This is a genomic window from Streptomyces sp. NPDC006512 (assembly GCF_040611935.1).
Taxonomy (GTDB): domain Bacteria; phylum Actinomycetota; class Actinomycetes; order Streptomycetales; family Streptomycetaceae; genus Streptomyces.
The window spans coordinates 50,815-63,467 of sequence record NZ_JBEXPG010000014.1 but is presented as its reverse complement, the minus strand read 5'-3'; the positions used below and the strand labels follow the sequence as shown (position 1 = coordinate 63,467).

12 protein-coding genes are annotated in these 12,653 nt (G+C 74.1%); 3 read left to right on the top strand and 9 right to left on the bottom strand.

From position 1 onward, the window contains the following. The first annotated feature begins 112 nt into the window (after window positions 1-112). Window positions 113-1,453, top strand: coding sequence for an AMP-binding protein (locus ABZZ17_RS12805; protein ID WP_356875050.1), 1,341 nt, complete (start codon window positions 113-115; stop codon window positions 1,451-1,453). 17 nt (window positions 1,454-1,470) lie between these two features. Here the strand turns inward: ABZZ17_RS12805 and ABZZ17_RS12800 are convergent, their stop codons facing one another. The 6 genes from ABZZ17_RS12800 to ABZZ17_RS12775 all read right to left on the bottom strand — a co-directional run bounded on the left by ABZZ17_RS12800 (window position 1,471) and on the right by ABZZ17_RS12775 (window position 7,621). Beyond that, the gene (locus ABZZ17_RS12800; RefSeq protein ID WP_356875048.1) at window positions 1,471-2,802 is read right to left on the bottom strand and encodes a VWA-like domain-containing protein; all 1,332 of its coding nucleotides are present in this window, start codon (window positions 2,800-2,802) and stop codon (window positions 1,471-1,473) included. A 26-nt stretch (window positions 2,803-2,828) separates the two neighbouring features. Next, complete coding sequence (locus ABZZ17_RS12795) at window positions 2,829-4,058, bottom strand: MoxR family ATPase (RefSeq protein ID WP_356875046.1); 1,230 nt, start codon at window positions 4,056-4,058, stop codon at window positions 2,829-2,831. A 54-nt stretch (window positions 4,059-4,112) separates the two neighbouring features. Then, window positions 4,113-5,438 (bottom strand): hypothetical protein, encoded by a 1,326-nt coding sequence (locus tag ABZZ17_RS12790; protein ID WP_356875044.1) that lies wholly within the window; start codon window positions 5,436-5,438, stop codon window positions 4,113-4,115. Window positions 5,439-5,551: 113 nt separating this feature from the next. Then, a complete protein-coding gene (locus ABZZ17_RS12785) occupies window positions 5,552-5,815 on the bottom strand; it encodes a hypothetical protein (protein ID WP_356875042.1) in 264 nt (87 codons plus the stop codon). 185 nt (window positions 5,816-6,000) lie between these two features. Beyond that, window positions 6,001-6,420 (bottom strand): hypothetical protein, encoded by a 420-nt coding sequence (locus tag ABZZ17_RS12780; protein WP_356875040.1) that lies wholly within the window; start codon window positions 6,418-6,420, stop codon window positions 6,001-6,003. Between the two features lie 142 nt (window positions 6,421-6,562). Further along, a complete protein-coding gene (locus ABZZ17_RS12775; RefSeq protein ID WP_356875038.1) occupies window positions 6,563-7,621 on the bottom strand; it encodes an FAD-dependent oxidoreductase in 1,059 nt (352 codons plus the stop codon). A gap of 184 nt (window positions 7,622-7,805) precedes the next feature. On the opposite strand from ABZZ17_RS12775, the gene ABZZ17_RS12770 reads away from it, so the two are divergent. Next, complete coding sequence (locus tag ABZZ17_RS12770) at window positions 7,806-8,705, top strand: RNA polymerase sigma-70 factor (RefSeq protein WP_356875036.1); 900 nt, start codon at window positions 7,806-7,808, stop codon at window positions 8,703-8,705. A 111-nt stretch (window positions 8,706-8,816) separates the two neighbouring features. Here ABZZ17_RS12770 and ABZZ17_RS12765 read toward each other — a convergent pair whose 3' ends face one another. From ABZZ17_RS12765 to ABZZ17_RS12755, 3 genes are all read right to left on the bottom strand, one after another. Next, window positions 8,817-9,548, bottom strand: a complete 732-nt coding sequence (locus ABZZ17_RS12765) for a hypothetical protein (protein WP_356875034.1) — start codon at window positions 9,546-9,548, stop codon at window positions 8,817-8,819. 383 nt (window positions 9,549-9,931) lie between these two features. Further along, window positions 9,932-10,975, bottom strand: a complete 1,044-nt coding sequence (locus ABZZ17_RS12760; RefSeq protein ID WP_356875031.1) for a Ku protein — start codon at window positions 10,973-10,975, stop codon at window positions 9,932-9,934. Between the two features lie 105 nt (window positions 10,976-11,080). Beyond that, a complete protein-coding gene (locus ABZZ17_RS12755; protein ID WP_356875029.1) occupies window positions 11,081-11,281 on the bottom strand; it encodes a hypothetical protein in 201 nt (66 codons plus the stop codon). Window positions 11,282-11,538: 257 nt separating this feature from the next. Here ABZZ17_RS12755 and ABZZ17_RS12750 point away from each other — a divergent pair, with 257 nt between their 5' ends. After that, a complete protein-coding gene (locus tag ABZZ17_RS12750; protein WP_356875027.1) occupies window positions 11,539-12,651 on the top strand; it encodes a C40 family peptidase in 1,113 nt (370 codons plus the stop codon). Window positions 12,652-12,653: the final 2 nt, after the last annotated feature.

Sequence of the window (12,653 nt, the reverse complement as noted above, 5' to 3'; positions counted from 1 at the left end):
TGGGCTCCGGCGGCCATGGTGCGGACAGCGCCTTGCCCGTGGGGCTGCCGGCCGATTGGGTTGACCAAGATCAAGAAGGCGGGGGCGCTCCCCGGCACCGCGGAGGAAGCGAATGGCATCCATGCTCAAGGGCTGCACGCCCTGGCCCGAGGAATTCGTCGACCGCTACTGGTCGGCCGGGCACTGGCGCGGCAACACGCTGGACAACCTCATGCGCGGCTGGGCCCTGCAGTACGGTCCGCGTACCGCCCTCGTGCACGACGGCACCCGCCTCACGTACGCGCACCTGAACCGCCGCGTGGACCGCATGGCCGCCGGGTTCCGGCTGCGCGGCCTCCGGCCCGGACAGCGGGTCGTCGTCCAGCTGCCGAACGTCCCCGAGTTCGTCATCACCGTGTTCGCCCTCATGCGCGCCGGCACGGTCCCCGTGTTCTGCCCGGTTCCGTACCCCGCGTCACGGCTGGCCGACCTCGTGCGGATCACCCAGGCCGTCGGATACGTCGGACCCGCCGCGCACCCGGACTTCGACACCGCCGCGACCACCGCGGACATCGCCGCCCAAGGGCCTTTCCTGCGACGGGTGTTCACCCTCGACGCGCCGGGCACCTCGTCCCCGTACGGCGGCCTGACGACCGACCCGTCGGGCTGTCAGTACAGCTCGCTCGGGTCCATCGACGCCCCGCCCGAGCCGGCGCTCGCGCAGAGCGCCGACCAGGTCGCGTTCTTCCTTCTCTCCGGCGGTACGGCCGGCCCGTCCGCGCTCGTTCCGCGCACCCACGACGACTACGCCCACCAGGTGCGGGCCGCCGCCGAGCTGGTGTCGCTCACCGAGGACGACGTGTACCTCGCCGCGCTGCCCGCCGAGTCCAACTTCGCCTTCGGCTGCCCCGGCATCGTCGGAACCCTGTCCGTCGGCGGCACCGTCGTCCTGTCCGACAGCCCGGACCCCGCCGCGTGCCTGACGGCCATCGGACGGGAGCGGGTCACCGTCACGTCGGTGGTACCCGCCGTCGCCCGGCACTGGCTCGACGCACTGCCCTCGGTCCGGGCCGACCTGAGCAGTCTGCGCCTCGTGCAGATCGGCGGGGCGCCCCCGCACCGGGAGACCGTCGAACGGGCGGGCGCGGCCTGGGACTGCCGCCTCCAGCAGGTCCTCGACATGCCCGAGGGACTGCTCACCCTCACCCGGCTCACCGACCCGGCCGAGACCGTGCTCACGACGCAGGGCCGCCCGCTCTCCCCCGCCGACGAGATCCGCATCGTGGACGCCGACGGCAAGGACGTGCCCGACGGGGAACCCGGCGAACTCCTCGCCCGCGGCCCGCACACCGTGCGCGGCTACTACCGGGCGCCCGACCACGACGCGCGCTCCTTCACCACCGACGGCCACTTCCGCACCGGCCTCCTCGCCCGCCGCACCCCGGACGGCAACCTGGTGGTGGCCCGGGCGTAGGCCCTGTCGTCACGGCACTAGCCGATCTGGACCACGCGGGCCCATTCCGGGGGTGTGTCCGGGACGTAGTCGGGGTTCTGCTCGTCGAGGGAACCGTTGCCGCGCTGCCGGGCGAACAGTCCCACCACGGTGCGGCACGGCGGCCGCTGGGAGGGCCAGGGCGTCTGGCCGTCCGTCAGGACCACCACGACGTCCGGCCGGGGCCGGGCCCGCAGGGCACCGGCGAAGCCCTCGCGCAGGTCCGTGCCCCCGCCGCCGACCAGCTCGATCCCCTCGGTGCGGCACAGCGTGTGGACCGACTGCGCGGACGCGTCGCAGGACAGTACGGAGACCAGGTCGCGGCGGCCGCCCACCGCCCGGGAGATCTCCGCGACCTCGCGGAGGGCGCTGCCCAGTTCGGTGTCGCTGACCGAGCCCGAGGTGTCGACGACCACGCACACCCGGGGCGGCCTGCGTCGCAGGCTGGGCAGGACGGCGCCGGGCACCCCGGCGGAACGCCGTGAGGGCCTGCCGTAGCTGTAGTCGTCGCCCGAACCGGAGCCGGAGATCGCCGAGCGGAGCGCCGCTCCCAGCAGGTCCCGCCACGGCTGCGTCGGCTGGAAGGCCTCCTCCGCCCACCGCCGCCACCCCTTCGGGGTGTCTCCCGGCTGCCCTACGATGCCCTGCGCCACCCGGAACCGGACCGCGTCCCGCTCCTGTTCGCTGAGGCCGTGCGCGCCGTCCGGGCCCAGGTCCCAGTCCCGTTCCAGCCCGTCGGCGCCGCTGCCGCAGTCCAGCCAGGCGATGTCCTCCGTACGGGGTCCGAGCCGGAACTGGCGCAGGTAGTCCTCCATCAGCTCCCCCGGCGACAGGGCCAGGAGCCGGGGCTGGACGACGCCTTCGGGTGTGGCCAGCCCGTCGCCGAAGACGTCGTCGTTGATCTCGCAGTCCGCGGCGATGTTCATCCGCAGCCGTTCCGCCGGGCCGGTCAGCCCGTGTTCCCTGGCGTACCGGTCGCTGCGCCCGTGGTGGTCGCGGAGCAGGTGCGACACCTCGTGCACCCATACCCCGGCGAGTTCCTCGACCGGGGTCCGGTCCACGAAGGCGGGCGAGACGTAGCAGCGCCAGTGCCGGTCGACGGCCATCGTCGGAACCCTGCGCGACTCCACGGCGTGGAGGGCGAACAGGGCGGTCGCCAGGTAGGGCCGGACCCGTACGGCGTGCAGCCGGGCGGCGAAGAGCTTGTCGCGGTCGAGTCCCCGCGGCGCTCCGCCCGTGATCGGGAGGTCCGTGGTCGGGAGGTCCGTCCTCGGCCGGTCCGTGGTCGGCCGGTCCGTGGTCGGCCGGTCCGGCGCCGTGCTGCCCGTCATCGGGACGTCCGTCATCGGCCGGCCCGTCACCGGCCGGTCCGCGCGGTGACCCTGGCCGCCGCCCGGTCCGCCCGCCGGGACAGGGCCACCGCCCCCGCGAGGCGTTCGATCGCCGCCGGTACCTCCCATTCCTCCTGCCGCAGCGCGGCGAGCGTCGTCGCCGGCACGACCACCAGGTCCGGCGCGCCGGTCTCCAGCGCCCGGACCAGCAGCGCCCACGCCGCGTCCCAGCGAGCCTCGTCCGGGCGGTTGCGGACCGCCGCCACCACCGCGTCGAGCACGGCCTGGCGCAGGTCCCCGCGCTCGGGAAGGACGGCCCCGGCCGGATCGGCGAGGAGCGACTCGGGGTCCGGAAGGTCCATCCGGTCCATGCTCGCGAGCAGTTCCAGCCCGGGCCCGTCCCCCACGGTGCCTCTGACCAGCAGGGACAGTACCTCCCGGGAGGAGCCGGACGCCGTGGCGAAGGCGATCAGACGCAGGGTCATCTCCCAGCTGCGCGGCGAGGGCCATGCGCCGCCCCGCCGGGATTCGCCGCTCGGCAGCCGGTGTACGAGCGCGGGCCGGGCCTCCAGGAGCCCGCACACCGCGCGCCGGGCGTGCCGCACGGACCGCGTCAGTTCCCCCGGGTCGAGCCGGGGCAGGGTGGCCCGGGGCCAGGTCCCGCCGAGGCCGCGTACGACGACCTCGTGGTCGTGGATCCACTGGAGGTGGACGAAGCGGTTCGCGAGGGGCGGGCTCAGCTCCCACCCGTCGGCCGCCGAGGACCGCGGGTTGGCGGCGGCCACGATCCGCACGCCGGGCGGCAGTTGCAGGGAACCGATGCGCCGCTCCAGTACGAGGCGCAGCAGGGCCGCCTGCACGGCCGGGGGTGCGGTGGACAGTTCGTCGAGGAAGAGCAGGCCCCGGCCGGCCCGTACGAGGCGCACGGCCCAGTCCGGCGGGGCCATCGGGACGCCCTGTTCGGCGGGGTCGTCCCCGACGACGGGCAGCCCGGAGAAGTCGGACGGCTCGTGGACGCTGGCGATGACGGTCGTCAGCGGCAGTTCGAGTTCCTCGGCGAGCTGGGTCAGGGCCGCGGTCTTGCCGATGCCCGGCTCGCCCCACAGGAGGACGGGCAGGTCGGCGGCGACGGCGAGGGTCAGGGCCTCCAGCTGGATGTCGGGGCGGGGTTCGGTGGTGGTGTCGCGGAGCAGGTCCAGCAGGGCGTCGGCGACGTCGAGCCGGGGGCCGGCGGTGGGTGGGGTGCGTACGGGCATGTGTGGTCACCTCAGGGGTTCGTGGCGGGTGGAAGCAGGAGGGGAAGCGGCCGGTCAGCGGTGGGTGCCGTGGCGCAGACGCCGACGGTGGTCACGGGGGCGCCCGGGCGCCGGGCGGGCTTGACCGGCGCCCGGTTCCGCGAGGCCGGCCCGGTACAGCCCGTGGGTGAGCCGCCGCCGCGCGGCCGCCTCCAGTTCGTCCCGTAGTACGCCGTCGCGCAGGACTGCGTCGGGGCCGAGCAGGCCCTCGACGACGGCCAGCGCACCGGCGACGTCCCCGTGGTCGAGGCGTTCGCGCACGCCCGTCAGGCAGTCGGGGCGCCGGTGCGCGACGTCGATGGCCCGCAGGCAGGGCAGTGGCGTGCCGGTCAGGGCGACCAGCAGTTCCTCGCGGCGCAGTTCGTCCGGGTCGTGGTCCAGCGGGGCCAGTACTCCGTCCACCAGGGCGATCCGGTGCAGGGCTCCGCGGCATTCGACGAGGTGCGGCCCCCCGTACGGTTCCGGGCTCCGGAGCGGGTCGCGCGCCGGAAGGTCCGGTACCAGGGCCGACGCCACCAGCGGGTGCAGGCGGTGCGCGGGGAGCGCTCCGGCGCGCAGCAGCATCAGGTCGGGCAGCCGCCAGGTGGCGGCGTACGGCAGGACCGGCGGCGGGGGGTCTCCGGGCCCGGCGGTGCGCGGCGCTTCCCGGTATCCCTCCCCGTCCGGGGCCGGTTGGAGGAGCAGCCTGTTCCGGCCGCCGAGACGGACGGACACCGGACCGGCGGGCATCCCCTCGGCCCGGAGGAGCAGCCGCGCCTCGGCCGCCCAGCGGTCGACGGCGTGCGCCGGGGGCGGGCCGTCGGCGCAGGGGCGGTCGGCGCCGGACCGTGACCGCAGCTCGTCCGTCCGGCGCGCGTCCCACAGGTGCCGGTGCAGGTCGAGGCGGAACCGCCGGTCGGGGTGGGGATGCGGGTGCCGGCGGGCGGTGGCCTCGGAGCGGGTTCCGTCCCAGAGCGCGAGGCTGACGCGCTGTCCGGCGTCGGCCCACGCGGGTGGGGTGCGGGCGACGAGGTGCACGTCGCCGTACCGGGCCAGGGTCAGGGTCAGCCCCGGCCGCAGCAGCCCGTCGGGCGCGACCCTGGGCATGTGCCAGCGCAGCAGGTCGGGGGCGAGATGGCGGAGGTCGGCGCGGATCTGGGCCGCGCGTTCGTGCCCGTGGGTGCGCGCCACGGACCGTGGACTGAGATCGACGTCGAAGCCCGCGGCGGCACATGCCCCGGCCCAGTCGCCGGCATGACGGCGGGCGGTCGCGGTCTCGACCATGGACGGCGGCACGGCGAACTCGCGCACGCGCGGCCAGAAGGAATGGAGGGAGAGTCCCTTCGCGGTGTCGGTGAGCATCAGCACTCACCTTGCGCGGACGGGACCCCCGATCTGTGAGAGGTGTGGTTCGTCATCGTCGCGGAGCCTATCGGCCCCCGGTCCGGCCTGCCAGGTCTTTTCTCCGGGCCCGCTCAGTCATCCGCGATCTGGAGGGCGATCGCGAAGTACGTGCCGTCCGTACCGGCGACGAGGCTGTCGAAGAGCGGGGTCAGGCCGTACACGGACCCGGCCCGGGCATCGTGGTTGGTCCACCAGGTCGCCTCCGGACCGAGCAGGGCGACCGCACGGGCCGCCGCGCGCAGGGCGACGTCCGGGGGCAGGTGCCGGTGTTCCGGCCAGACGAGGTCGACGGAGGCGACACCGGCCAGGAACGCGGCGGCCTCATGGCCCTCCACCGGCTCCAACGCCGCGTCCAGCTCCCGTACCCGGGTTCGCGTCCGGCGCGGCCGCAGCCGCCGAGCGGGCCGGCCGGGTCTTCGACCGGGGCTGTGACGCCCTCGGCTTGCGGCGTAGGGGCTCGCGGTCGTGGCGACGGGAGACCGTGTCGAACGGGCCGTCCTGGAGGGGAGGGGCCACGGCCTCACCCGCCCCGGTGCTCGGGGCGGTCGGATCCCGTCTTGCGTTGCGCGGCGGCGATGAGGAGCGAGACGACGCCGGTCACCGCCAGGCTCCCGATCATGACCATGCCCACGCCGATCACGAAGAGCCCGCTCGAATCGTCCGACCAGTCGTAGAAGGCGGCCACCGTCAGCCCGGTCGTGGTGCCGAGCACCGCGGCCGCGACGTGCCCCCGGGATGCCGCCCAGTACACCGGCACCAGCAGGGTCAGCCCGAGCCCGATCACCTGCCACGCCTCGTAGGGGCCCGTCGTCGAACCGTCGGGCTGGACGTCACGGTGCTGGTCCCAGCCCAGCCAGGCGGCCCATCCCGCCATCGCCAGAGCGGCCAGGACCAGGGTCGCCACCAGCTGGGGAGCGTGTTTCCGCTGTTCTCTGCGCATGACCCCCAGTGTGGTGGCCGGCCCGACCGCCCGGCAGGGCGCTGGTACTCACCTCCGTCCGAGTAGGAACGCGGGCCGGTGCCCGGTGGACGGCCCCGCCCGGGCCTCCCCCGACCCGGTGCGCACGCACCACCCGCACGGTTCAGGCGCCGGTTCCCGTGCGGGCGCCGTACTTTCCGCCGCGCGACGCCATCTCCTTGACCACGACCGCGGTGCGCCCGGTGATCCAGGTACGCCGGAGGGAGTCGTCGGGGCGCGTGAACTGGCCCACCGCGTCCTTGCGTCCGAGCGTGACGGCCCGTGCGACGTAACGCGGCGCGTACGGCTCGGGCCTGCGGCCCTCGATCAGCCGGGCGAGGGTGTTGGCCGCGTGAGCGGCCTGCGGTGTGGCGAGCGCGCAGGCGAAGCGGGCTCCGGGTACCGCCGCGCAGTCGCCCACGACGAAGATCCGCTCGTCGTCGACGCTGCGCAGGTACGGGTCCACGAGCGCACGGCCCTCCGCGTCGACCTTCAGACCGCTGCGGGCCGCGAGGTCGGGAACGCCCGACACGATCGCCCACAGCGTCAGGTCGGAGGCGAACGCCGCTCCCGACCGCAGGTGCACGACGCCGTCGGTGACCTCCGTGACGCCGTCGTCCACGATGTCGACCTTCAGCCGCTCCAGTCCGGACCGGACGCGGTGGTGCGCCCGGCCGGAGAAGTCCCGGGCGACCGACGACCCGACGATCCGCACCCGGAGGTCCGGCCTCGCGTCGGCCACCTCCGCCGCCGTCTCCACGCCGGTCGCGCCGCCCCCGATCACCGTGACCGTACTGCCCGCGGGGAGGGCGGCCAGGCCCTCGCGGGCCGATTCGGCCCCCTCCCAGGTGCCCACCGGGACGGTGCCCGGCATCGGCCGCACCGTGCTGCCGACGGCGAGGAACGCGTAGTCGAAGTCGACGCTCGTGCCGTCGTCCAGGGTGACGTGGCCGTCTCCGATCCTGTCGACGGCGGCGACCTTCGAACCGATCCCGGCGCGCAGCATCGACGTGAGGGGTGTCGCCACGGCGGCGCTCCCGACGATCTGCTGGTGCAGCCGTACGCGTTCCACGAAATCGGGGCGCGGGTTGATCACCGTGATCTCGGCGCCCTTCACCTTCTTGGCGATCCGGTTCGCCGCCAGCATGCCCGCGTAACCGGCGCCCACCACCACGACCTTCATGTCCGCCTCCTGCTTCGTGTGACTGGTGCTTCGTGTGACTGGTCGGACATGAGATGCCGGCGGACCGCGTCCTGTGACAGCCCTTCGAGGTGTCGCACGTCACACATGGCGCAGTGTCACAGAACGGCGTACCGCGGTGTCTTGTGTGCGATCCATTTCAGAGCGAAGAAACAGGAGACACCGCATGAGCCAGGACGACCGCCGGCCCGACCCCGCCACCGAGGCGTTCGTCAGCCACCGCAACCTCCTCTTCACCGTCGCCTACGAGATCCTCGGATCGGCGGTGGACGCGGAGGACGTCCTTCAGGAGACCTGGTTGCGCTGGGCGGGCGTCGATCTGAGCACGGTCCGCGAGCAGCGCGCCTACCTGGTCCGCATCGCCACCCGGCAGGCGCTCGGCAGGCTGCGCACGCTCGGCCGGCGCAAGGAGTCGTACGTGGGCCCCTGGCTGCCCGAGCCGCTGCTCACCGCGCCGGACGTGGCCGAGGACGTCGAACTGGCCGAGAGCATCTCGATGGCGATGATGCTGGTCCTGGAGACGCTCGCCCCGACCGAGCGGGCGGTGTTCGTGCTGCGCGAGGTGTTCGACCTCGGGTACGAGGAGATCGCGGAGGCGGTCGAGAAGAGCCCGGCGGCGGTCCGCCAGATCGCCCACCGGGCGCGGGCACACGTCGCCGCGCGCCGACCGCGCGGACCCGTTTCCACGGACGAGACCAGGGCCGCGCTCGGGGCCTTCCAACGGGCGGTCGAGACGGGGGACCTACAAGGCCTGCTCGACCTCCTCGCGCCGGACGTCGTCGCCCTGAGCGACGGCGGAGGCATCAAGCAGGCGATGCCGCGGCCCACCGTGGGAGCGGAGAAGGTGGCCCGCCTGCTGGCCGCCGGCGCTGCGGCGTGGGGCCCGGTGGCGACGCTGGAGCCGGCCCAGATCAACGGCCATCCGGCGCTGGTCGTGCGGATCGACGGGGAGATCGACCTGGTCGTGGCCATGCGGGTCGAAGACGGGTTCATCACCGGCATCTACTCGGTGCGCAACCCGGAAAAGCTGACGCACGTGGAGCGGGAAACAGCGGTGAGCCGCTGACGCCGTGGGCGGTTCCGCGTGCCGGCCGCGCCGCCGCGGAGGCGGCGCCCGCCACCGGTCCCGCCCACCGGTCCCCCGGCCCGGGCTCCCGGGGCGCGTCGCGAGGGCCGCTCAGGCCGGGGCGTTCCAGGCGGTCGTCAGCCCGTCCAACCACGCGGGCGGCAGCTCGGCGGCGTTCCACTCCTCCCGCAGCGCCTCCGGGGCCGCGACGAGCCGTTCCAGTACGGCGACGCTGGTAACGGAGTGGACGAGCGAATAGCGGCCGTGCACCGTGATGGCGCTGCCCGCTCCGAACGCCGCGTACAGCCTCTCCAGGCGGCCCCGGTGGACCGCGGCGAACTCCGTCACCAGCCCGGCGTACCCGGCGCGCTGCCGGGGGCTCATCGTGCCGAGCACGGCGACGAGCACCTCGTCGGTCACTTCCGGATCCAGGTCGGAGACCTCGGTGAACGACAGGTACAGGGGCGTGACCGCGACGCGCGCCCGCTCCACCTCCATGCGCCCGGCCCGCGGCCGTTCCCCGGCCGGGCCCGGCGGCCCGTCCTCCCCCACGACCCGGAGCAGGGTCCGCTCGGCGACGGCGCCGAGCTCCTCCAGGACGGCCGCGGCGCCGTCGAGCCAGCCCGACCCGTACTCCTCGCCCTTGTCCCCCGGCGCGCTCCGGGTGCCGGCGCCCAGCTCCCCGTACGCGAGTGCGAGTGCCCCTGCCTCCAGGAGCCCGGTCAGTTCCCGCGCGTCACCGGACGGGACCCCTGCCCGTGCGAGGAGCTGCAGCAGCGTCGTCCTCGTGCTCTCGACGCTGGCCTCGTCCGGCCACTGCCGTCCCTCGTCGGCCGTGCTCATCGGGTCCTCCTCATCGCTCCGGTGGTGCGGCGTGTCCAACGGGATCGCTCCCTGCGACGGTTCAACGCCCGACGGGCGCGTTGCGCTCCCCGCGAAGCGGGGGGACCCCTCGGTCCCGCGGGCCCGTGGCTCCCTGAGGAACTCCGCCCCCGTCACCCCCGTCACGCCGTCACCAGCCCCGTCCCGTAGGCGAACACGACGGCCTGAGGGTATCGCCCGCCGTCAGCGGGGTGCGCGCCGCCGAACCCGCGCGGCGGGCGAGGCATGCCGGACACCGGACGGACGGACCGGATCACGCCGTCGGTGACGCCGAGTTCGACCCAGTAGGCGCTGGCCCACGGCCCACAGCAAGCATCCGGCAGCGGGCAGGGGCAGCCGGGCTGTCAGGCCGCCCGTTGCCCGCCCGCCCCGCGCGCTCCGGCGGTCAGGGCTTCGGCGAGCTGGTCGTGCGTCATCGTGGAGCGGCCCGGCAGCTGCGCGGCGGAAGCCCTCTTGTACAGCTCGGCCTTGGTCAGGGACTTCAGCGGCCCGCTCCTGGCGGTGACGCGCTTCTTCGCCCCCGTGGGCTTCGCGCTCCGCTTCCCCGCGGCGGTCGCGGCCTTGTCGCCCCCGGCCTTGCCACTGCCCTCCTTGGGGCTGCCGGCCTTGGGGCCGCGGGCCCGCTCGACGCTGGCACGGAGGGCGTCCATCAGTTCTACGGCGCCGGTGGCCCCGGCCGGAGGTTCGGCCTTCTCCACGCTGTCGCCGGTCTTCTTCGCCTCGATGAGCGCGGCGACCTTCTCCTGGAAGGTGTCCCGGAAGCTGTCGGGGTCCCAGTCCATGGACAGGGCGCTGATCAGCTGCTCGGCCATCTTCATCTCGCGTGCGCTGACCCGCGTCTTCCCGGGGAGGTCGGAGAGTTCCTCGCGGGGGTTCCGGATCTCGTCGGCCCAGTGCAGGGTGTGCAGGGTCAGGATGCCGTTCTCGGCCTTCAGCGCGACCAGGTACGCGCGGCCCCGCATCACGAACGTCGCGACGCCCGCTCGGTTCGCCTTGGCCAGCGCCTTCTCCAGCAGGGCGTACACCTTGCCGTATTCCTTGCCCTTCGGGCCGATGTAGTACGTCTTGTCGAAGAAGATCGGATCGACCTCGTCGAGGTCGACGAACCCGGTGACCTCCAGGGTCCGCGACCGGCCGGGGGCGATGTCGTCGAGTTCCTCCGGTTCGACGAGGACGTACTCGTCGCCGGTCTCGTACCCCTTCACGATGTCGTCGAGCTCGACCTCCTTCCCGGTGCGCTCGTTCACTCGCCGGTTGCGGATCCGGTCGGAGGTGCCGCGCTGGAGCTGGTGGAAGTGGATCGTGTGGCTGTCGGTCGCCGTGTAGAGGCCCACCGGCAGGCTGACCAGGCCGAACGACAGCACCCCGGCCCACACCGGACGCGCCATGACGATCACCGCCCTTCCCGCGGCCGCGCTACCGGGCGCCTGCCCCGTTTCCGTGGCCGGACGCCCGCCGCCGGCCACGGGTCGGGGTGCCCGACGCGGCGGAGGTCAGAACGTCTCGTCGTGCAGGTCCTCTTCGCGCAGCAGGTCGTCCTCACGGCGGCGCGAGGTGTCCTCCCGCTCCTTCTTGTCGCCCTGCTCCCGGGACTGCTTGCCCGGCTGGGCGTGCGCGGGGTCGCCGGGACGGTGATGCCCCTGTTCCTCGCGGCTCTTGCCCTGCTTCTGGCGCTTGTCCTGCGTACCGTCCATGACGGCGGCTCCTTTGACGCGGGGGACGGATCTCCTCGTCCCCCACGCTGACACGACCCGTCACGCTCCGCACGCGGTGCGCCGCGCTCCACGTCCAGCACGCCGTGGTCCCGCCCGTCGCGGTCACACCGGGCCCCTGCGGGCGGTTCGCGCAGTCGGCGTAGTCCTGCATGGAATGGGATTCATGCCGTCCGGGTGGGGCACACCCACGGCCCGAAATCACCCGGTACGTGATCAATGCGGGTCACAATCTGCTCATGTTCCTCGCGAAGATCGCCCTGACGTGCGCGGCGGCAGCCGCCCTCACCGCCGTCGCCCCTCCACCCGGCGCACCGGCCGCCGCGGCCGCCGGCGCCGCCCCTCGTCCGTGCGCCGGGGCACCCACCTGCTACGTGGACGTGTCGGTGGCCGAGGTCTGGACGGACCCCGCACGCGTCCGGCGCGTGGACGCCCCGGCAACCGCCAATCCGGTCGACATGCGCGCCTGGCTGGAGGACATGACGCTGGACGAGCAGCGCCGCATCCCCGGCGAGACCCAGGCCCTGCACGGGACCGAGGTGACCGTCGAGAAGACGGTGGAGCGGGACGGCCTGCTCTGGGACTACGTCTGGGTGCACGGTCAGCCCACCCCCAAGGACCGGGCGGGGCGGGGCGCGTACCCGGGCTGGATCCCCGACCGGCAGCTGACGTCCGACCACCGGCAGCCGCCCGGCGGTACGCGCGAAGCTCGCATCAGCCGCCCCACCGCCTGGGGGTACTCCACCGCCGCCGACGCGGCCTCCGCAGCCGCTTCCGGGCGGTCGGCCGAATACTCGTACAACACGTCCTTCCCCGTTCAGGCCGGCCCGGTTCCGGGCGTGGTCGAGGCCCGCTCCGGCGACGGCTCCCGGCTCTTCTTCCGGGCCGCCGACCTCGCACCCGTACCGGCGGACCCGACCGGCGAGGACGTGGTCGCCGCCGCCCGCACGTTCCTCGGCCTCCCCTACGTCTGGGCGGGCGCTTCGGGATTCGGCTACGACTGCTCCGGCCTGGTCAGCCAGGTCTATTCCATGCTCGGACTCGTCGTTCCCCGCGACGCCCAGCCGCAGTTCGACGCGGGCGGCGGACGCGCACCGGCGGGTTCGGCCGAAGGGGAAAGGATCACCGGCACGCAGGACCTCCGTCCCGGTGACGTCGTCGCCTTCCGGTCCACCACCGGCGGTGCCGTATCGCACGTCGGCGTCTTCACGGGGATGAGGAACGGTGAACCGATGATGATCAACGCACCCGGAACCGGCGAGGGCGTCCGGGAGGAACCGCTCGACGGCACCGGCCGCGTGTACGCGGGCGCGACGCGTTTCCTGCCGTCACCATCCCTGGGCACTCCCTAGGA